18 protein-coding genes are annotated in these 19,628 nt (G+C 59.7%); 12 read left to right on the forward strand and 6 right to left on the reverse strand.

The window, feature by feature from the left end; all coding sequences use genetic code 11:
* Positions 1 to 79: 79 nt before the first annotated feature.
* From ACA054_RS29360 to ACA054_RS29370, 3 genes are read right to left on the reverse strand one after another with little or no spacing between them, the layout of a single operon-like run.
* The gene (locus ACA054_RS29360; RefSeq protein ID WP_497687258.1) at positions 80 to 847 is read right to left on the reverse strand and encodes a DnaJ domain-containing protein; all 768 of its coding nucleotides are present in this window, start codon (positions 845 to 847) and stop codon (positions 80 to 82) included.
* Between the two features lies 1 nt (position 848).
* The gene (gene murU, locus ACA054_RS29365; protein ID WP_497687259.1) at positions 849 to 1,520 is read right to left on the reverse strand and encodes an N-acetylmuramate alpha-1-phosphate uridylyltransferase MurU; all 672 of its coding nucleotides are present in this window, start codon (positions 1,518 to 1,520) and stop codon (positions 849 to 851) included.
* On the reverse strand, positions 1,517 to 2,536 hold the full coding sequence (locus tag ACA054_RS29370; RefSeq protein WP_497687260.1) for an aminoglycoside phosphotransferase family protein: 1,020 nt from the start codon (positions 2,534 to 2,536) through the stop codon (positions 1,517 to 1,519). Before ACA054_RS29370 ends, murU begins: the two co-directional genes overlap by 4 nt.
* A 130-nt stretch (positions 2,537 to 2,666) precedes the next feature.
* Between ACA054_RS29370 and ACA054_RS29375 the strand changes: the two genes are divergently transcribed.
* The 11 genes from ACA054_RS29375 (at position 2,667) to ACA054_RS29425 (ending at position 16,796) form a co-directional block, all read left to right on the forward strand.
* Positions 2,667 to 5,465, forward strand: a complete 2,799-nt coding sequence (locus tag ACA054_RS29375; protein WP_497687261.1) for an LPS-assembly protein LptD — start codon at positions 2,667 to 2,669, stop codon at positions 5,463 to 5,465.
* Positions 5,446 to 6,762 carry a peptidylprolyl isomerase SurA gene (surA, locus tag ACA054_RS29380; RefSeq protein ID WP_497687262.1) on the forward strand — a complete coding sequence of 439 codons (1,317 nt, stop codon included), beginning with the start codon at positions 5,446 to 5,448 and terminating at the stop codon, positions 6,760 to 6,762. The genes ACA054_RS29375 and surA overlap by 20 nt, the downstream gene beginning before the upstream one ends.
* Positions 6,759 to 7,748 (forward strand): 4-hydroxythreonine-4-phosphate dehydrogenase PdxA, encoded by a 990-nt coding sequence (gene pdxA, locus ACA054_RS29385; protein ID WP_497687263.1) that lies wholly within the window; start codon positions 6,759 to 6,761, stop codon positions 7,746 to 7,748. Before surA ends, pdxA begins: the two co-directional genes overlap by 4 nt.
* Complete coding sequence (gene rsmA / locus ACA054_RS29390) at positions 7,745 to 8,563, forward strand: 16S rRNA (adenine(1518)-N(6)/adenine(1519)-N(6))-dimethyltransferase RsmA (RefSeq protein WP_497687264.1); 819 nt, start codon at positions 7,745 to 7,747, stop codon at positions 8,561 to 8,563. The genes pdxA and rsmA overlap by 4 nt, the downstream gene beginning before the upstream one ends.
* 121 nt (positions 8,564 to 8,684) lie before the next feature.
* Positions 8,685 to 9,065 (forward strand): Co2+/Mg2+ efflux facilitator ApaG/CorD, encoded by a 381-nt coding sequence (gene apaG / locus ACA054_RS29395; protein WP_497687265.1) that lies wholly within the window; start codon positions 8,685 to 8,687, stop codon positions 9,063 to 9,065.
* Positions 9,065 to 9,949: a symmetrical bis(5'-nucleosyl)-tetraphosphatase gene (locus tag ACA054_RS29400; RefSeq protein WP_497687266.1), complete on the forward strand. Its 885-nt coding sequence runs from the start codon at positions 9,065 to 9,067 to the stop codon at positions 9,947 to 9,949. The genes apaG and ACA054_RS29400 overlap by 1 nt, the downstream gene beginning before the upstream one ends.
* Positions 9,950 to 9,982: 33 nt before the next feature.
* Entirely contained in the window at positions 9,983 to 10,312 is a 330-nt protein-coding gene (gene glpE, locus ACA054_RS29405; RefSeq protein ID WP_497687267.1) for a thiosulfate sulfurtransferase GlpE, read from the forward strand.
* Between the two features lie 296 nt (positions 10,313 to 10,608).
* Positions 10,609 to 12,531, forward strand: coding sequence for a PrkA family serine protein kinase (locus tag ACA054_RS29410; protein WP_008061555.1), 1,923 nt, complete (start codon positions 10,609 to 10,611; stop codon positions 12,529 to 12,531).
* Between the two features lie 141 nt (positions 12,532 to 12,672).
* The gene (locus ACA054_RS29415; RefSeq protein ID WP_497687268.1) at positions 12,673 to 13,944 is read left to right on the forward strand and encodes a YeaH/YhbH family protein; all 1,272 of its coding nucleotides are present in this window, start codon (positions 12,673 to 12,675) and stop codon (positions 13,942 to 13,944) included.
* Positions 13,941 to 15,503, forward strand: a complete 1,563-nt coding sequence (locus tag ACA054_RS29420; protein ID WP_497687269.1) for a SpoVR family protein — start codon at positions 13,941 to 13,943, stop codon at positions 15,501 to 15,503. Before ACA054_RS29415 ends, ACA054_RS29420 begins: the two co-directional genes overlap by 4 nt.
* Before the next feature lie 63 nt (positions 15,504 to 15,566).
* Positions 15,567 to 16,796, forward strand: a complete 1,230-nt coding sequence (locus ACA054_RS29425; protein ID WP_497687270.1) for a multifunctional CCA addition/repair protein — start codon at positions 15,567 to 15,569, stop codon at positions 16,794 to 16,796.
* 94 nt (positions 16,797 to 16,890) lie between these two features.
* On the opposite strand, the gene folK is transcribed toward ACA054_RS29425, so the two are convergent.
* Both folK and folB read right to left on the reverse strand, forming a co-directional pair.
* Positions 16,891 to 17,409, reverse strand: coding sequence for a 2-amino-4-hydroxy-6-hydroxymethyldihydropteridine diphosphokinase (gene folK / locus ACA054_RS29430; RefSeq protein ID WP_497687271.1), 519 nt, complete (start codon positions 17,407 to 17,409; stop codon positions 16,891 to 16,893).
* The gene (gene folB / locus ACA054_RS29435) at positions 17,400 to 17,756 is read right to left on the reverse strand and encodes a dihydroneopterin aldolase (protein ID WP_007993198.1); all 357 of its coding nucleotides are present in this window, start codon (positions 17,754 to 17,756) and stop codon (positions 17,400 to 17,402) included. The genes folK and folB overlap by 10 nt, the downstream gene beginning before the upstream one ends.
* A gap of 74 nt (positions 17,757 to 17,830) precedes the next feature.
* Between folB and plsY the strand changes: the two genes are divergently transcribed.
* Positions 17,831 to 18,400 carry a glycerol-3-phosphate 1-O-acyltransferase PlsY gene (gene plsY / locus ACA054_RS29440; protein WP_497636829.1) on the forward strand — a complete coding sequence of 190 codons (570 nt, stop codon included), beginning with the start codon at positions 17,831 to 17,833 and terminating at the stop codon, positions 18,398 to 18,400.
* A gap of 23 nt (positions 18,401 to 18,423) precedes the next feature.
* On the opposite strand, the gene tsaD is transcribed toward plsY, so the two are convergent.
* Positions 18,424 to 19,449 (reverse strand): tRNA (adenosine(37)-N6)-threonylcarbamoyltransferase complex transferase subunit TsaD, encoded by a 1,026-nt coding sequence (tsaD, locus tag ACA054_RS29445; RefSeq protein WP_497687272.1) that lies wholly within the window; start codon positions 19,447 to 19,449, stop codon positions 18,424 to 18,426.
* Between the last annotated feature and the right edge of the window lie 179 nt (positions 19,450 to 19,628).

A 19,628-nucleotide genomic window follows, 5' to 3' on the forward strand; every position in this document is an offset into this window, starting at 1 on the left:
ATTGATCTGTAATCCATACAAATCCCTGTGGGAGCGAGCCTGCTCGCGAAGGCGGCATCACTGGCGAGACAAATCTCTGCTAGCGAAAATCCCGCCGCTGACGAATCAACGTATAGGCATTGTGCAGCTCGCGCGTCTTGTCGGTGGCCTCGCGAACCTGTGACGCCGTTGCGCCACTGCCGGCAATCTTGTCCGGGTGATGGCGACTGAGCAGGCGTCGATAGGCGCGCTTGATCTGGGCGGGCTCACTGGTGGCAGACACACCCAACAGCCGCAAGGCGTCCTGATAGGTTGTCACACTGCTCACCAACGGTCGCTGCTGTGGCTCGTAATCGGCCGCCAACGCCTTGACCTGTCGCTCGCTCCACCCCAGCCAATGGCCCCACTGGAGCAGCAGTTCACGCTCGCGGGTGCCCGCATGCCCATCGGCCCAAACCATCCGCCAACAGGCGCGCAAAACCCCTTCTGCGGCAAAAGGCTGCGAACGCAGCCGGCGTAAATGACCACGCAACCGGTCACTGCCCGATTTGCCACGATTGAACGCGGCAATCGCCCGACGCTGTACAGATTCGGACATTTCCAGGGCACGCATCTCCGCGCGAGCCTGCTGGATATGCCCCTCCACTACCCTTCCATCACACTTGGCCAGGCGCCCCAGCAACACAAACAACAACTCGTCGTTGCGCAGGACAGGTCGACCCCCGAGCTTTTCGCGCAGATGCGCCCAGCTTTGCAGATGCAGGTGCCTATCCAGCACCTGCCCCAGCAAGGCCCCGAGCATGGCCCCCGGAATGCTGGCGATGGCAAAGCCCGCTCCGGCCCCGATCAGAGTCCCTGGCCACAGCATGTCAGCGGCTCGCTTCGATCAGGGCTTCAGCTTCGGCCAAGCGCTCGTGGGTGCCGACATCGACCCAAAGTCCCTTCAGGCGTTCGCCGGTCACTTGCCCGTCCGTCATGGCCTTGCGCAACAGCGGCGCGAGCTTGAAGGCCCCTGCCGAGCAACCATCGAACAGCTGTGGATGCAGCACGGCGATACCGCTGTAGGTCAGGGTTACAGTGTCCGGCTGACCGTCCCGGACCTGGTCGCCGGTCAGGCTGAAGTCACCGGCGAGGTGATGGGGCGGGTTGTCGGCCAGCACCAGGTGCGCCAGCCCGGTGATGGGCTGATGCAACACGCTGAAATCGTAGTCGGTCCAGATATCACCGTTCACGACCAGGAAAGCCTCGTCACCCAACAACGGCAACGCGCGGAAGATTCCGCCACCGGTTTCCAAGGGTTCGCCTTCGGCCGAATACTCAATGCTGACGCCGTAGCGCGAACCATCGCCCAGAAAGTCTTCGATCTGCTGACCGAGCCAGGCATGGTTGATCACGATCTCGGTAAACCCTGCAGCGGCCAGCGCTCGCAGGTGATACTCGATCAGCGGCACGCCACCGGCGCGAACCAGCGGCTTGGGCGTGGTCAGGGTCAAGGGACGCATGCGCTCGCCCTTGCCTGCCGCCAGAATCATCGCCTTCATGCCGTCACTCCAGCACGCAGGCTGGCCAGCAATACATCCAGTTCAGCCAGTTCTGGACGACGCGCAATCACCGCATCTATATACGCAAAGAAGCGTGGCACATCGCCCAGGTAGCGCGGCTTGCCGTCGCGGTGGCAAATGCGCGCGAAGATTCCGATCACTTTCAGGTGACGCTGCACGCCCATCAGGTCGCTGGCGCGCAGGAAGTCTTCGAAGTCGGGCTGCACCGGAATATCCAGAGCACCCGCTTGCTGCCAATAATCTTTCAGCCAGCCGCGCACGCGCTCCTCGGGCCAACTGAGGAAGGCATCCTTGAACAGGCAGGTCACGTCGTAGGTGACAGGACCATAGACGGCGTCCTGGAAATCCAGCACACCGGGATTGGGTTCGCTGAGCATCAGGTTGCGCGGCATGTAGTCGCGGTGCACCAGGACCTTCGGCTGGGCCAGGGCACTGTCGATCAACAGATCGCTGACCTGCTGCCAGAGCACTTGCTGCGCCGCATCGAACTCGATGCCCAACTCATGCTTGACGTACCACTCGGGGAACAATTCCAGCTCGCGTCGCAACAACGCCACGTCGTAACTCGGCAGCGGCGCAACCATCGGCAATTGCTGGAACGCCAATAGCGCTTGCAGGGCATCCTTGAACAAATCGTCGGCGTTTTCGCTGCCGATCACGTCCAGGTACGTCTTGGTGCCCAGGTCGTTGAGCAAAAGAAATCCGCGCTCAAGGTCTTCGGCGTAGATTTTCGGCACATTTATTCCGGATTTCGCCAGTAGAAAGGCGATATCCACGAAAGGCTTGCAGTTTTCCTGGGGCGGTGGCGCGTCCATCACGATCAAGCTTCTACCGGCGCCCTCCCAACGGAAATAGCGCCGAAAACTCGCGTCGCTGCTGGCCGCAGTCAACGTGGCCGGGGGGACGGCACCCCATCCCTGTTGCGCAAAAAGGATTGCCAATTGTTCATCGAGCCAAACTTTCAGGTGTTGCAAACGTATATCTTGGTCAGGCATTGCAAGGGTCTCCGACGGCGCTAGCCGTCAAGCGGGTCATGCTTTATTATCCAGCATCTTTTTCAGACCATCGAGAGGCGTGCGGCCCACACCGCGGGCAGATGGCACGCAGGAAGCCCGGACTAATAAGATGGCATTGAAATCCCCCGCGTTTCGTAAAAAATTTCCGTTGTTGATGACCGGCAGTTTGCTGGCTCTGCAACCCCTGGCCACCCCTTTCGTGGTCGCCGCGGAACAGTATGACTGCTCGGTCTCCGCTTCGGGTGCCTGGAATTGTGCGCCAAAATCGCAGGCGGCTGCATTGCCACCGCGTCCAGTCCATGAAGGCAGCGCAGTCTCCGCCACCGGCGAGTCGCCAGCCCAGACGGGCACCAGCGAAGACACAGGTGCAAAACCTGCACTGGTCACCGAATCCAAAGGCCGTGGCCTGAAGTCGCGTAGCGCAGACTACAGCCACCTCGACTGGGTTCCGCGCGAGCAGCTCACTGCAGCACAATTGGCCGAAACCGGTCCTTATTGCTCTGGCTCCTATATCGAACCGATTCGTCCTGGCATGAATGACAAGACGAATAAAAGTGACGCCCCTACCTTTATCGGCGCCAAAGCCTCCCGCTACAAGCAGGATGAGCAGGTCGCCACCCTGGCCGGTGACGTCGTCATGCGACAGGGCAGCATGCAGGTCGAAGCCGACGAGGCCAACCTTTACCAGGCCGAGAGCCGTGGCGAACTGGCCGGCAACGTACGCATTCGCGACAACGGCGCACTGATCGTGGGCGACCACGCCGACGTGCAGCTCGACACCGGTGAAGCCAAGGTCGATAACGCCGAATACGTGATGCACAAATCCCGTATCCGCGGTAATGCGCTGTACGCCAAGCGTGCCGAAAACGCGATCATCCGCCTCAAGGATGGTACGTACACCACGTGCGAGCCGAACAGCAACGCCTGGCAGCTCAAAGGCAACAACATCACCTTGAACCCGGCTACCGGCTTCGGTACCGCGACCAACGTGACATTGCGGGTCAAGGACATTCCGGTCCTGTACACGCCCTATATCTATTTCCCGATCGACGACCGTCGTCAATCCGGCTTCCTGCCGCCGACCATCGGCACCGGCAGCGATACCGGCTTCCTGCTGGTCACGCCGTACTACTTCAACCTGGCACCGAACTACGATGCCACGTTGTACCCGCGCTACATGAGCGATCGCGGCCTGTTGATGGAAGGCGAGTTCCGCTACCTGACCAAGTCCAGCGAAGGTCAGTTCGGCGCCGCGTACCTCAACGACGAGAACGACGATCGCAAGCTGCAGACCGATTACGAAAAAACCCGCTACATGTACAACTGGCAGCACAAGGGTGGTCTCGACTCGCGTGTATTCTCGGAAGTCGATTACACCAAGATCAGCGACCCTTATTACTTCCAGGATCTGCAGACCGACCAGATTGGCGTGAAGAGTGCCGACTACGTCAACCAGCAGGGCGCCGTTACCTATCGTGGCGACAGTTACACCGCCCGCGTGAATGCCCAGGCTTATCAACTGGCGACTGTGTCGAACATCACTCCGTACGACCGTTTACCGCAGATCACCTTCAACGGTGCGCTGCCGGATCGTCCAGGCGGCCTCAATTTCACCTATGACACCGAGCTCGTGCGGTTCGACCGGGACTTGAAGAACGGCAGCTTCACCGATGAAGACGGCAATGTAGAGCCACGCCTCGACACCAACGTTCAGGGTCTGGCCCGCGCCAATGGCGATCGCCTCAACCTTGCGCCAGCGGTCAGCTTCCCGATGGAGGCCAGCTATGGCTTCCTGACGCCAAAACTCAAGTACCAGTACACGCAGTACCAACTGGACCTGGACAGCATCGGCAAAAGCCAGGTTGCCGCGCAGAATGCAGAACAGGACCGGCTCAACGGCACGTTCGACAGCAACCAGAACCGTGGCGTGCCGATCGCAAGTATCGACAGCGGCCTGTATTTCGATCGCAAGACCAACTGGTTTGGCAAAGACTATAACCAGACCCTTGAGCCACGCCTGTTCTACCTCTATGTACCCGAGAAGGACCAGGAAGACATTCCGGTATTCGATACCAGCGAATACACCTTCAACTATGCGTCGCTGTTCCGCGACAACCGTTTCTCTGGCTCCGACCGTGTCGGCGACGAGAACAAACTGTCCCTGGGCGTGACCAGCCGCTGGATCGAAGAAAACGGCTTCGAGCGCCAACGCATCAGCGTCGGCCAGGCTTTCTACTTCAAGGATCGCGAAGTCCAGCTGCCGGGCATCGATGCAAAAACCCGCGAAGACGCGCACTCTGACGTTTCTCCTTATGCGCTGGAGTACGAATATCGCTGGAACCGCGACTGGCGCACCACTGCCGATTACAACTGGGACCCGGACAGCCGCAGCCCTCGCTCGGGTAGCGCGATGTTCCACTACCAGCCAGAAGACAACCCGAACAAGGTCATCAACGCCGGCTATCGCTATCGCAATGACCAGGTCCGTTACGACCAGAACTCCGGTACATGGCAAGTGGGCGGCGGTGACTACGGCACCCCTGGCCAGCCTGGCTACGTGAAGGACTACTACAAGATCGAACAGCACGACTTCTCGGTGATCTGGCCGGTCGTGCCGCAATGGAACGTCATCAGCCGCTGGCAGTACGACTACAACCGCAACCGTACCCTGGAAGCCTTTGGTGGCTTCGAGTACGACAACTGCTGCTGGAAACTGCGCCTGATCAACCGTTACTGGGTCGATTATGACGAAACCAGTCAAGACGCTCCGGAAAACGAAAAAGGCGACCATGGCGTCTTCCTCCAAATTGTTCTGAAGGGACTCGGCGGCCTCACTGGCTCCAAAGTAGAGAGTTTCCTCGACAAAGGCATCCAAGGTTATCGTGAACGTGAAGACCAAGCTTTCTGATTGTCTGCGCCCGCTGTTGCTGGGCGCGCTGTTCCTGGGTACCGCGGCCAACGCCGCGGTTCAGTCCATCGATAAAGTGGTGGCCATTGTCGACAACGACGTGGTCATGCAGAGCCAACTGGACCAACGGGTTCATGAAGTTCAGCAAACCATCGCCAAGCGCGGCACCGCCGTGCCACCGGCCAGCGTACTGGAGCAACAGGTGCTTGAGCGCCTGATCGTCGAGAACCTGCAGCTGCAGATCGGCGAACGCTCCGGCATCCGTATCACCGATGAAGAACTGAACCAGGCTGTCGGCACCATTGCCCAACGCAACAACATGTCGGTCGAGCAATTCCGCGCCGCCCTGACTCGTGACGGGCTGTCCTATGACGACGCACGCGACCAGATTCGTCGCGAAATGGTCATCAGCCGCGTGCGCCAGCGCCGCGTCGCCGAGCGCATCCAGGTCTCCGAGCAGGAAGTGAAGAACTTCCTGGCGTCGGATCTTGGCAAAATGCAGCTGTCCGAAGAGTTCCGCCTGGCCAACATCCTGATTCCTACACCGGAAAGCGCCAACTCCGACGCAATCCAGAATGCCGCCAAGCAGGCTGACGCGGTTTACCAGCAGCTCAAGCAAGGCGCTGACTTTGGTCAGTTGGCAATCGCCAAGTCCGCCAGCGAAACCGCGCTGGAAGGCGGCGACATGGGCTGGCGTAAAGCCGCTCAACTGCCACCACCCTTCGATCGCCTGTTGAGCACCATGGCGGTTGGCGACATCACCCAACCCATGCGCACGCCGGGGGGCTTCATCATCCTGAAGATCACCGACAAACGTGGCGGTGAGGCGCAGGTGCGTGACGAAGTGCACGTACGTCACATCCTGGTCAAACCAAGCCCGATCCGTGACGAAGCAAAAACCAAGGCCCTGGCCGAGTCGCTCTACACCCGCATCGAAGCAGGCGAAGATTTCGGCGAACTGGCAAAAAGCTTCTCGGAAGATCCGGGTTCCGCTCTCAATGGCGGCGACCTGAACTGGATCGACCCGAATGTATTGGTTCCTGAGTTCCGCGAAGTGATGGCCAAGACCCCGCAAGGTCAGCTGTCCAAGCCATTCCAGACTCAATACGGCTGGCACGTCCTGGAAGTCCTCGGTCGCCGCGCCACCGACAGCACGACCCAGGCTCGCGAACAGCAAGCGATGACCGTGCTGCGTAACCGCAAGTACGACGAAGAGCTGCAAACCTGGCTGCGTCAGATCCGTGACGAAGCGTACGTTGAAATCAAGCTCCCTGGCGCCGACCAGGCAACGCAGTGAAACCCAAACGTTTCGCGCTGACACCCGGCGAACCGGCCGGCATAGGTCCCGACCTGTGCCTGCTGCTCGCCGCGCACGCCCAGCCACATCCCCTGATTGCCATCACCAGCCGCGACCTGCTCCTTGAGCGGGCCGCGCAGCTGGGTGTGGCTGTCGATGTGCTGCCCGTCACGCCGGACAACTGGCCGGATGTTCCCGCTCCCGCCAACAGCCTGTACGTCTGGGATACACCGCTCAACGCCAAGGTGGTCGCCGGGCAACTGGACAAGGCCAACGCCGCTTTCGTCCTGGAGACCCTGACCCGCGCTGGGCAAGGGTGCCTGGACGGGCATTTTGCCGGCATGATCACCGCCCCGGTGCACAAAGGCGTGATCAATGAATCCGGTATCGCGTTTTCCGGGCACACGGAATTCCTCGCCGACCTGACCCATACCGAGCAAGTGGTCATGATGCTCGCCACTCGCGGTCTGCGCGTGGCGTTGGTCACCACTCACCTGCCCCTGCGCGAGATTGCCGATGCAATCACGCCGGAGCGCCTGGAGCGGGTCACGCGAATCCTGCACGCCGATCTGCAGGACAAATTCGGCATCGCCCAGCCACGCATCCTGGTGTGCGGGCTCAACCCCCATGCCGGTGAAGGCGGACACCTGGGCCATGAAGAAATCGATATCATCGAACCCACGTTAGAGCGCCTGCGCGGCGAAGGCATGGACCTACGCGGCCCCTTGCCCGCCGACACTCTGTTTACCCCCAAATATCTGGAGCACTGCGATGCAGTGCTGGCGATGTACCACGACCAGGGCCTGCCTGTGCTGAAATACAAAGGCTTCGGCGCAGCAGTCAATGTGACCCTCGGCTTGCCGATCATCCGTACATCGGTCGACCACGGCACCGCCCTGGACCTGGCCGGCAGCGGCAAAATCGACACCGGCAGCCTGCAAGTCGCCCTGGAAACCGCCTACCAGATGGCCGAGACCCGTTTATGACCGAGCAATACCAACACAAGGCGCGCAAGCGCTTTGGCCAGAACTTTCTGCACGATGCTGGCGTTATCGACCGCATCCTGCGCTCCATCCATGCCAAGGCCGAAGACCGTCTTCTGGAAATCGGTCCTGGCCAGGGCGCGCTGACCCAGGGCCTGCTCAGCAGCGGCGCCCAGCTCGACGTGGTGGAACTGGACAAGGACCTGATCCCGATCCTCAACCAGCAGTTTGCCGGCAAGAGCAACTTCAACCTGCATCAGGGTGATGCGTTGAAGTTCGATTTCACCAGCCTGAACGCTGCACCTGCCAGCTTGCGCGTGGTCGGCAACCTGCCATACAACATTTCCACACCGCTGATTTTCCATCTGCTGCACAACGCCCACCTGATTCGCGACATGCACTTCATGCTGCAAAAGGAAGTGGTCGAGCGTCTGGCGGCAGGGCCAGGCGGCGGTGACTGGGGCCGGCTGTCGATCATGGTCCAGTACCACTGCCGGGTCGAACACCTGTTCAACGTAGGTCCTGGCGCGTTCAATCCGCCACCGAAAGTCGACTCGGCCATCGTCCGCCTGGTGCCCCACGCGGTACTGCCGCACCCGGCCAAGGACCACCGTTTGCTGGAGCGCGTCGTGCGCGAAGCTTTCAACCAGCGCCGCAAAACCTTGCGCAACACCCTCAAGCTGTTGCTGAGCAACGCCGAAATCGAAGCCGCCGGCGTCGACGGCAGCTTGCGTCCCGAGCAGCTCGATCTGGCGGCCTTCGTGCGCCTTGCCGACAAGCTTAGCGAACAGGTCCTACAGAAAGCTGCGGACGCCTGACAGAACTGAAGCGTTATCGGGTAGGACACCAGCGCCCATGTCTGGTTTACTATCCGATACCTGGCCTAGACTGACTTATCAGTTACGCCCCGCGTTCCGCTTCGTTTTTAAGGCCCTTTGCATGTCCGATCCTCGTTATCAGGTCGACGTCAGCGTCGTCACTCGCTATCTGGCAGAACAATCGCAACCCGAGCAAGAGCGTTTTGCCTTCGCGTACACCATCACCGTGCAGAATAACGGCCTGCTACCGGCCAAACTGTTGTCACGGCACTGGGTCATCACCGATGGCGATGGGCATGTCGAGGAAGTTCGCGGTGCGGGCGTGGTTGGCCAGCAACCGCTGATCGAACCGGGTGAAAGCCATACCTACAGCAGCGGCACCGTCATGACATCCAAGGTCGGCACCATGCAGGGCACCTACGAAATGCTCGCCGACGACGGCAAACATTTCGACGCCATCATCGCCCCATTCCGCCTGGCGGTGCCCGGAGCCTTGCACTAATGGCAACCTATGCCGTCGGCGACCTGCAAGGCTGCCTCGAGGCATTGCAATGCCTGCTCAAGAAGGTCGCCTTCGACCCGGCAAAAGATCGTCTGTGGCTGGTAGGCGACCTGGTCAACCGCGGCCCGCAGTCGCTGGAAACCCTGCGCTTCCTCTATAGCATCCGCCACTCGCTGGTGTGCGTACTCGGCAACCACGACCTGCACCTGCTAGCGGCCGGGAAGAACATCGAGCGCCTGAAGAAAGCCGACACCCTGCGCGAGATTATCGAAGCCCCGGATAGCGCCGAGCTGCTGGAATGGCTGCGTCAGCAAAAACTGATGCATTACGACGAACAGCGCAACGTGGCGATGGTGCATGCCGGCATTCCGCCGCAATGGTCGCTGCGCAAAGCGCTGAAATGCGCGGCCGAAGTCGAGACGGCCCTGCGCGATGACAACCTGCTGCCGCCCTACCTCGACGGCATGTACGGTAACGATCCGGCGAAATGGGACAGCGACCTCAAGGGCGTGACGCGCCTGCGGGTGATTACCAACTATTTCACACGCATGCGCTTCTGTACGGCCGAGGGCAAGCTTGACCTCAAGAGCAAGGAAGGCCTGGGCACGGCACCTGCCGGCTACAAGCCCTGGTTCCAGCACAAGGAACGCAAGACCAAGGGCCTGAAGATCATCTTCGGCCACTGGGCAGCACTGGAAGGCAAGATCCAGGAGCCGGGCATCTCGGCCCTCGACACCGGCTGTGTCTGGGGCGGTGCCCTGACCCTGATGAATGTCGACACAGGCGAACGCCTGGCCTGCAAATGCGACGAACACGGCCATGCCGCCGTGCCACCAGTCGCCCCACAGATTTCCGAACCATCGTCAGCCAGCGCCCCGCGCTAGACTGCGCTTTCAGCCGAGCCACAGGAGCCCGCCATGAGCGAATTCAAACGTATCCCCCCGGAACAGGCCCAGGCCCTGCGCGAGCAAGGCGCAGTGGTGGTCGACGTCCGGGATCCTGCGACCTTTGCCGCCCTGCACATCAGCGGCTCGAAGCATCTGGACAACCACACCCTACATGCCTTCATCCAGGGCGCCGATCTGGACGCGCCAACCGTGGTGGTCTGCTATCACGGCAACTCCAGCCAGGGTGCCGCTGCCTACCTGATCAGCCAGGGCTTCTCCGACGTCTACAGCATGGATGGCGGTTTTGAGCTGTGGCGTACGACTTATCCTGCGGAAACGGCGCAAGGCACCAGCGAATAATTTTTTTGTCATGCGCAAGCCCCGGCTACCGCGGGCTCGCGCGGTGGCAGACGAACGGTCTGCCACAACTAATTACGTATCTCGCCTTTACCTCCTGAATTCCCAACTATCCTTAAGCGCAGGCCATCCAAAACAGGGGAGAGCCGGTACACCGGCGCACGGGTCATCGGGAGTAGCTTTCGGGGTAGTCAGCTTCGAAAGAGTTCTGGGGGGTAAACAGCGACTGCCTGTTCGGTTGCTGCCAGCATCGACTGAATGATCCGGCGTCGGCTCCACGTATCGAGCGAGGTGACGTCATGAGTATCTTTAGCCACTTCCAACAACGTTTCGAGTCCACACGCCAGGAAGAACTCTCTCTGCAAGAGTATCTGGAGTTGTGCAAAAAGGACCGTAGCGCCTACGTTTCCGCCGCCGAGCGTCTGTTGCTGGCCATCGGCGAGCCGGAGCTGCTCGACACCTCGACCAACTCGAGGCTGTCGCGAATCTTCTCCAACAAGGTAATCCGTCGCTACCCGGCCTTTGAAGACTTCCACGGGATGGAAGAATGCATCGACCAGATCGTGTCGTATTTCCGCCATGCTGCCCAAGGCCTGGAAGAGAAGAAACAGATCCTTTATCTGCTCGGCCCTGTCGGCGGCGGTAAGTCGTCCCTGGCCGAAAAACTCAAACAACTGATGGAAAGAGTGCCCTTCTACGCGATCAAGGGCTCGCCGGTATTCGAATCGCCCCTGGGTCTGTTCAACGCCACTGAAGATGGCGCGATCCTCGAGGAAGACTTCGGCATCCCGCGGCGCTACCTCAACACCATTATGTCGCCATGGGCCACCAAGCGCCTGGCGGAATTCGGCGGCGACATCAGCCAGTTCCGCGTGGTCAAGCTCTATCCGTCGATCCTCAACCAGATCGCCGTGGCCAAAACCGAGCCGGGAGATGAAAACAACCAGGACATCTCGGCACTGGTGGGCAAGGTCGATATCCGCAAACTGGAAGAATTCCCACAGAACGACGCCGATGCCTACAGCTATTCGGGCGCACTGTGCCGGGCCAACCAGGGCTTGATGGAGTTCGTCGAAATGTTCAAGGCGCCCATCAAGGTGCTGCACCCATTGCTGACGGCCACCCAGGAAGGCAACTACAACAGTACCGAAGGCCTCGGGGCGATTCCGTTTACCGGGATCCTGCTGGCCCACTCCAACGAATCTGAATGGCACACTTTCCGCAACAACAAGAACAACGAAGCGTTCATCGACCGGATCTACATCGTCAAGGTTCCGTATTGCCTGCGGGTCAGCGACGAAGTGAAGATCTACGACAAGTTGCTGTTCAACAGCTCGCTGGCCAAAGCCCATTGCGCGCCCGACACCTTGAAGATGCTCGCCCAGTTCACTGTGCTTTCACGCCTGAAGGAGCCGGAAAACTCCAACATCTACTCCAAGATGCGCGTGTATGACGGCGAAAATCTCAAGGACACCGATCCGAAGGCCAAGTCGATCCAGGAGTATCGCGACAACGCCGGTGTTGACGAAGGCATGAACGGTCTATCGACCCGCTTCGCGTTCAAGATCCTGTCCAAGGTCTTCAACTTCGATCCGCACGAAATCGCCGCCAACCCGGTGCACCTGCTCTACGTGCTGGAGCAACAGATCGAACAGGAACAGTTCCAGGCTGAAACCCGCGAACGCTACCTGCGCTTCCTCAAGGAGTACCTGGCACCGCGGTACATCGAATTCATCGGCAAGGAGATCCAGACCGCCTACCTCGAGTCCTACAGCGAGTACGGCCAGAACATCTTTGATCGTTACGTGCTGTATGCGGATTTCTGGATTCAGGATCAGGAGTACCGCGACCCGGAAACCGGCGAAATTCTCAACCGCGTAGCACTGAACGAAGAACTGGAGAAAATCGAAAAACCGGCCGGCATCAGCAATCCGAAGGATTTCCGCAACGAGATCGTCAACTTCGTGCTGCGCGCCCGTGCCAACAACAACGGCAAGAACCCGACCTGGCTCAGCTACGAAAAACTGCGGGTGGTCATCGAGAAGAAAATGTTCTCCAACACCGAAGACCTGCTGCCAGTTATCAGCTTCAACGCCAAGGCCAGCAAAGAGGACCAGCAGAAACACAACGACTTCGTCACACGAATGGTCGAACGCGGTTACACCGACAAACAGGTACGACTGCTGTCCGAGTGGTACTTGAGGGTCAGAAAGTCCCAGTAAGGGAGCTGCAAGCGGCAAGCGACACTGCACCACCGCGAACGCGTTGTTTGCGTAATTGTGGCCATATGTCGCGCGCCGCTTGTTTCTCAAGCTTCTGTCTTGCAGCTTGAAGCTTATGACTCGAAGCTCCCCGGAGGGCCTATGAGCTATGTGATCGACCGACGTCTCAATGGCAAGAACAAGAGCACGGTGAACCGCCAGCGGTTTCTACGGCGTTACCGTGATCACATCAAAAAGGCTGTCGAAGAGGCGGTCAGCCGGCGTTCCATTACCGATATGGAACACGGCGAGCAAATCAGCATCCCGGGGCGCGACATCGACGAACCGGTGCTTCACCACGGTCGTGGTGGCAAACAGACCGTCGTGCACCCAGGCAACAAGGAATTCACCAGCGGCGAACACATTGCCCGCCCACCTGGGGGTGGCGGCGGCAGAGGACCTGGCAAGGCCGGCAACTCGGGCGAAGGGATGGACGAATTCGTCTTCCAGATCACCCAGGAAGAATTTCTCGAATTCATGTTCGAAGACCTGGAGCTGCCGAACCTGGTCAAGCGCAACCTGACCGGCACCGATACCTTCAAGACTGTGCGCGCGGGGATCAGCAACGAGGGCAACCCGTCGCGGATCAACATCATCCGCACTCTGCGCTCAGCCCATGCACGGCGAATCGCCCTCTCGGGCAGCAGCCGGGCGAAGTTGCGCGATGCCAAGGAAGAACTGCTGCGACTCAAGCTGGAAGAACCGGACAACTTCGGCGATATCCAGGAACTTGAGGCAGAAATCGAAAAACTCAGCGCACGCATTCATCGCGTACCGTTTCTCGACACCTTCGACCTCAAGTACAACTTGCTGATCAAACAACCCAACCCCAGCTCGAAGGCGGTGATGTTCTGCCTCATGGACGTTTCCGGCTCCATGACCCAGGCGACCAAGGACATCGCCAAGCGCTTCTTCATCCTGCTGTACCTGTTTCTCAAGCGTAACTACGACAAGATCGACGTAGTGTTCATCCGTCACCACACCAGCGCCCGCGAAGTGGACGAGGAAGAGTTCTTCTACTCCCGCGAAACAGGCGGGACCATCGTGTCCAGCGCCTTGAAGTTGATGCAGGAGATCATGGCCGAGCGCTATCCGGCCAACGAATGGAACATCTACGCCGCCCAGGCCTCCGACGGCGACAACTGGAACGACGACTCGCCGATTTGCCGCGACATCCTGATCAACCAGATCATGCCATTCGTGCAGTACTACACTTACGTTGAGATCACCCCACGGGAACATCAGGCCCTGTGGTTCGAGTACGAGCGTATCGCCGAAGCCTTTTCCGACACTTTTGCCCAGCAACAACTGGTCTCGGCCGGGGATATCTATCCGGTCTTCCGTGAACTCTTCCAGCGCAGGTTAGTGACATGACCGCCAAAGAGCTGAAGCGCCAACCCATATCTACCGGATCGGAGTGGACGTTCGAGCTGATCCAAGCCTACGACCGTGAAATCAGTCGTATTGCAGCCCGCTACGCGCTCGATACGTACCCTAACCAGATCGAAGTGATCACCGCTGAACAGATGATGGACGCCTACGCCTCCGTCGGCATGCCCCTGGGTTATCACCACTGGTCCTACGGCAAACACTTCCTCAGCACCGAAAAGTCCTACTCGCGTGGTCAGATGGGGCTGGCCTATGAAATCGTGATCAACTCCGATCCGTGCATCGCCTACCTCATGGAGGAAAACACCATCTGCATGCAGGCACTGGTGGTGGCGCATGCGTGCTACGGGCACAACAGCTTTTTCAAGGGTAACTATCTGTTCCGCACCTGGACCGATGCCAGCTCGATCATCGATTACCTGGTGTTCGCCAAGCAGTACATCATGCAGTGCGAAGAGCGCCATGGCATCGATGCGGTCGAGGACTTGCTCGACTCCTGCCACGCATTGATGAATTACGGGGTCGACCGCTACAAACGCCCCTACCCTATTTCCGCGGAGGAAGAACGGCGCCGGCAAAAGGACCGGGAAGAACATCTGCAGAAGCAGATCAACGATCTGTGGCGCACCATTCCAAAAGGCGCGGACAAGTACAGCGACAAGGATAACGCGCGCTTCCCCGCCGAACCGCAGGAAAACATCCTGTACTTCATCGAAAAACATGCGCCTCTGCTGGAGCCTTGGCAGCGGGAAATCGTGCGGATCGTACGCAAGATTGCCCAGTATTTTTATCCACAGCGCCAGACTCAGGTCATGAACGAAGGCTGGGCGACATTCTGGCACTACACCCTGATGAACGACCTGTACGACGAAGGCCTGGTGACCGACGGTTTCATGATGGAATTCCTGACGTCCCACACCAGCGTGGTCTTCCAGCCAGGCTTCGACAGCCCTTACTACAGCGGCATCAATCCCTACGCCCTGGGTTTTGCCATGTACCGCGACATCCGGCGCATGTGTGAAGAACCTACTGAAGAGGATTACCGCTGGTTCCCTGACGTTGCCGGCACCGACTGGCTGGCAGCCATCAAGTTCGCCATGAGCAGCTTCAAGGATGAGAGTTTCATCCTGCAGTACCTTTCACCCAAAGTGATTCGCGACCTGAAGCTGTTCAGCATTCTCGATGACGACCAGAAGGACGATCTACTGGTACCGGCCATTCACGACGAAGGCGGTTATCGCATCATCCGTGAAACCCTGGCGGCACAGTACAACCTGGGCAATCGCGAACCCAACGTGCAGATCTACAGCATCGACAGACGCGGCGACCGCTCCCTGACCCTGCGCCACCAGCAGCACGACCGTAAACCCCTGGGAGAGTCCACCGAGGAAGTGCTCAAGCACCTGCATCGTCTCTGGGGCTTCGATATTCACCTGGAAACCCTGCAGGGTGACCAGGTCATGAAAACCCACCACGTGCCACCCAGAGGAGAACACAGCGAAGGCGATTACGGCCGGCTGGACCTGGCCGTCATCCATTTGTGATCCTGTTTGAGCCTCCGAACGCTCGACGTAACGGTTATCCTGTCGAGCTAACGGAGGTTTTTCATGCAGATTTATAAAGTTGGCGGTGCCGTACGAGATCGCCTGCTCGGCATAGCTGTCACCGATATCGACCGAGTCGTGGTTGGCGCGACCACTGATGAAATGCTCGCCAAGGGTTTTCGGCCGGTAGGTGCTGATTTTCCGGTGTTTCTTCATCCGAAAACCGGCGAGGAATATGCCCTCGCCCGCACCGAACGCAAAAGCGGACGCGGTTACGGCGGGTTCACGTTCCACGCCAGCCCCGATGTGACCCTCGAAGAAGACCTGATTCGCCGCGACCTGACGATCAACGCGATGGCCGAAGACGATCAGCAGAACCTGACCGACCCCTATCACGGTCAGCGCGATCTCGAAGCCCGTGTTCTGCGCCACGTTTCCCCCGCGTTTACCGAAGATCCTCTCAGGGTTTTGCGCGTTGCCCGCTTCGCGGCGCGCTATGCCGATCTCGGCTTCACCGTCGCCCGCGAAACCCTCGAACTGATGCGCCAGCTCAGTCAGTCGGGCGAACTCCAGGCGCTGACGGCGGAGCGCAGCTGGAAAGAAATCTCCCGCGCCCTCATGGAAAATCAGCCACAGGTGTTTGTCGAGGTGTTGCGCGAATGTGGCGCGCTCAAAGTGCTGATGCCGGAAGTCGACGCGCTGTTCGGGGTCCCGCAGCCCGCGACCCACCACCCGGAAATCGACACCGGCGCCCACACCCTGAGCGTGCTGCAGCAAGCGGCACAACACCAACAACCGCTGACCGTGCGCTGGGCCTGCCTGCTGCATGACCTGGGTAAAGGGCTGACGCCAGAGGAGCAATGGCCGCGCCACATCGCTCACGAGTCCACGGGGCTAAAACTGATCAAAGCGGTCAACGAACGCTTCAAGGCACCGAAAGATTGTCAGGAGCTGGCGTTGCTGGTGGGCGAATATCACACCCACGGGCATCGCGCACTTGAGCTGAAGCCTTCGACCTTGCTCGAGCTGCTGCAGAGCTTTGACGTTTACCGTCGGCCGCAACGGTTCGAGGAATTTATCGCAGCGTGTGAGATGGATGCGCGTGGGCGCAAGGGGTTGGAGCAGAGAGGTTATCCACAGGCGGATTATTTGCGTGGGGCGGCGACGGCGGCGCGCAGTGTTGCCGTTCAGCCGTTGCTGGAGCAGGGATTTAAAGGGCCTGAGCTGGGTGAGGCAATCAAGCGCGAACGGCTGAAAGCGTTGAAAGCCTACAAAGAAGCGGCGTCGCCCTGAAAAAGCTTCGTCGGAATGCCGCCCAGACCAAGCCTCGCTCCTACAGGGACACACTTTGTAGGAGCGAGGCTTGCCCGCGAAGGCGTCAGCGGCATCAAAGCAAATTTGATGGCGTCAGCTGTTCCCCACGCCACTCAAACGCCACCGGCGCCAACACCTGATCAATCTGTGCTTCAGCCCACAAGGTCGCAAAGCTTTTGCCTACACCTGGATGCACTCTGTCCGGCGCAATCAGCGACAACGGCCACAACACAAAGGCATTTTTAAGAATTTCCGCCCTCGGCAGCACCAGGCCATCGAAGTTGCCCACCAGGTCACCGAACAGCAAAACGTCGATATCCAGCGGCAAGCCTCGGCGATCAGGTGCGTAACGCCCGTTGTCCGCCTCGATAAATTTCAGCCGGCGATCCAGCTCCATCAGCGGCAAGTCGGTATAGGCCGATACCACGAAATTGAAGAACGGCCCGCTCTTGATCCCCACCGGCTGGCTTTCGAAGACCGCCGAGCAACGTATATCCACCAGAAAACCCGCCAGGGCTTCCAGGCCGGCCTGCAAATGGGTTTCGCGCTCGATATTGCTGCCGAGCCCGAGATACACCTGAGTCAGCGACATCCGCGCTCGATCTCCACGCCCACGCCACCTGTAGCGGCAGGAACCGCACCTGGCTTGGTCAGCTTGAGGCGCACCCAGGTGATCTTGAATTCGCTCATCAGCACTTCAACCAGGCGCTCGGCAAAGGTCTCGACCAGCTGGAACTGTGCCTGCTCGGCAAAGGCCTGGATGCGCGACGAAACGCTCGCGTAATCAAGCGCCAGGGTCAGGTCATCGCCAGCGGCGGCCGGACGATTGTCCCAAGCGAAACTCAGATCAAGCCGCAAGCACTGTCGGATGCCTCGCTCCCAGTCATAGGCACCGATCACGGTGTCGACTTCCAGGCCCTCGATAAACACTCTGTCCAAGCACTTTTCTCCGCTACACGACAAGGGCGCAATGCGCCGTTAGAATCAGGGCGTCCTCGCCCGGAATAGTTAGCATGTTTTGGTTACTGGCGATCCTCGCCTACCTGCTCGGCTCTCTGTCCTTCGCCATCTTGCTCAGCCGCCTGACCGGTAACCCCGATCCGCGAATGAGTGGCTCGGGTAATGCTGGCGCCACCAACATGTTGCGCCTGGCCGGCAAGAAACTCGCCATCCTGACTCTGCTCGGCGACCTCTGCAAAGGCCTGCTGCCCGTACTGGTCGCCGGCCTCGCAGGCTTGTCACTGCAGGATCAGGCCTGGATCGGCGTTTGCGCCGTCATCGGTCACCTGTTCCCGCTGTACTTCCGCTTTCGCGGTGGCAAGGGTGTCGCCACCGCTGCCGGCATGTTGCTGGGGCTATACCCGCCTGCGGCCTTGATGGCAGTCTGCGCCTGGCTGCTGACGTTCTACCTGACCCGTACCAGCTCGCTGGCCGCCTTGATCGCCACGCCCTTGACCCTGCCACTGCTGGCCTGGCAAGAACCGGCAGCACTGCTGCCCATGTGCGCCCTGACCGGCATGATCGTCTGGCGCCACCGGGGCAATCTACGCGACCTGTTTGCCGGGCGCGAACGGCATTTTTAGCGGCCAGGCATGAGCGTCCTTCATCACAGGGGCGACAACTGCTCCATCGGCCACCGCGCCTGCACACTGATCGCCAGGCTTTCCTGCTGACCGGCCTGCAGGCGCTGGCAGCCGGCAAACGCAATCATGGCGCCATTATCGGTGCAGAACTGCGGGCGGGCGTAAAAAACATCGCCCTTCATGTCGCCGAGCATTTTTTCCAGGGAAGCACGCAACGCTTTGTTGGCACTGACGCCTCCGGCGATCACCAGGCGCTTCATGCCAGCCGCTTTCAGGGCGCGCTTGCACTTGATGGTCAAAGTCTCCACCACGGCCTGCTGGAACGCCAGCGAGATGTCGCAACGGGCTTGCTCGCCGTCGTCCCCGGCGCTTACACACTGCTGCCAGGTGTTCAGGGCGAAGGTTTTCAAGCCGCTGAAGCTGAAGTCCAGACCAGGGCGGTCGCACATCGGACGCGGGAAGACGAAACGTCCTGCAACGCCCTGTTCTGCCAGGCGAGCGATTTCCGGCCCCCCCGGATAATTGAGCCCCATCATCTTCGCGGTCTTGTCGAAGGCTTCGCCCGCGGCGTCGTCCAGTGTTTCGCCCAGCAGTGTGTACTGACCGATGCCGTCGACCTGAACCAACTGCGTATGACCGCCTGACACCAACAAAGCGACGAACGGGAATTCCGGTGGTTGCGACTCCAACATCGGCGCCAGCAAGTGACCTTCCATGTGGTGCACGCCCAGCGCCGGAATGCCCCAGGCAAAGGCCAGTGCCTGAGCACAGGAAGCACCGACCAGCAACGCACCAACCAGGCCAGGACCCGCGGTATAAGCGATGGCGTCGATCTCGGTCGGCACGCAGCCGGCTTCGGCCAACACCTGACGAATCAAGGGCAGCATGCGCTTGACGTGATCACGCGAGGCCAGCTCCGGCACTACGCCACCATAGGCACGGTGCAGGTCGATCTGACTAAACAGCGCGTCGGCCAGCAGGCCGCGTTCACTGTCGTAAAGTGCGACACCAGTTTCGTCGCAAGAGGTTTCTAATCCCAGTACTAGCATGGGTTTGCGCCTTGTTTAGGCTGAATTCGAAGGCGCGCATAATAGTCGTCGCGTGATGCCCCGACCAGCGGTTTTCGATCAGAGGCTTTGCATTCCGTGCGATGAGGGGTTAACATCCGCAACCCTTAAAAACCGACGTCTTCAAGTGCTCTTTTGCCGCGAGGATGTTGACCCCGGTA

The organism is Pseudomonas sp. LBUM1653, from assembly GCF_059716115.1.

Bases quoted from the DNA above. Each gene is read 5' to 3' on its own strand.
- rsmA (WP_497687264.1), top strand. From the start codon at position 7,745: ATGACCGAGCAATACCAACACAAGGCGCGCAAGCGCTTTGGCCAGAAC.
- folK (WP_497687271.1), bottom strand. From the start codon at position 17,409: ATGTCGCTGACTCAGGTGTATCTCGGGCTCGGCAGCAATATCGAGCGC.
- ACA054_RS29415 (WP_497687268.1), top strand. From the start codon at position 12,673: ATGAGCTATGTGATCGACCGACGTCTCAATGGCAAGAACAAGAGCACG.
- ACA054_RS29410 (WP_008061555.1), top strand. From the start codon at position 10,609: ATGAGTATCTTTAGCCACTTCCAACAACGTTTCGAGTCCACACGCCAG.
- glpE (WP_497687267.1), top strand. From the start codon at position 9,983: ATGAGCGAATTCAAACGTATCCCCCCGGAACAGGCCCAGGCCCTGCGC.
- ACA054_RS29420 (WP_497687269.1), top strand. From the start codon at position 13,941: ATGACCGCCAAAGAGCTGAAGCGCCAACCCATATCTACCGGATCGGAG.
- ACA054_RS29375 (WP_497687261.1), top strand. From the start codon at position 2,667: ATGGCATTGAAATCCCCCGCGTTTCGTAAAAAATTTCCGTTGTTGATG.
- apaG (WP_497687265.1), top strand. From the start codon at position 8,685: ATGTCCGATCCTCGTTATCAGGTCGACGTCAGCGTCGTCACTCGCTAT.
- tsaD (WP_497687272.1), bottom strand. From the start codon at position 19,449: ATGCTAGTACTGGGATTAGAAACCTCTTGCGACGAAACTGGTGTCGCA.
- ACA054_RS29360 (WP_497687258.1), bottom strand. From the start codon at position 847: ATGCTGTGGCCAGGGACTCTGATCGGGGCCGGAGCGGGCTTTGCCATC.
- plsY (WP_497636829.1), top strand. From the start codon at position 17,831: ATGTTTTGGTTACTGGCGATCCTCGCCTACCTGCTCGGCTCTCTGTCC.
- murU (WP_497687259.1), bottom strand. From the start codon at position 1,520: ATGAAGGCGATGATTCTGGCGGCAGGCAAGGGCGAGCGCATGCGTCCC.
- ACA054_RS29370 (WP_497687260.1), bottom strand. From the start codon at position 2,536: ATGCCTGACCAAGATATACGTTTGCAACACCTGAAAGTTTGGCTCGAT.
- ACA054_RS29425 (WP_497687270.1), top strand. From the start codon at position 15,567: ATGCAGATTTATAAAGTTGGCGGTGCCGTACGAGATCGCCTGCTCGGC.
- ACA054_RS29400 (WP_497687266.1), top strand. From the start codon at position 9,065: ATGGCAACCTATGCCGTCGGCGACCTGCAAGGCTGCCTCGAGGCATTG.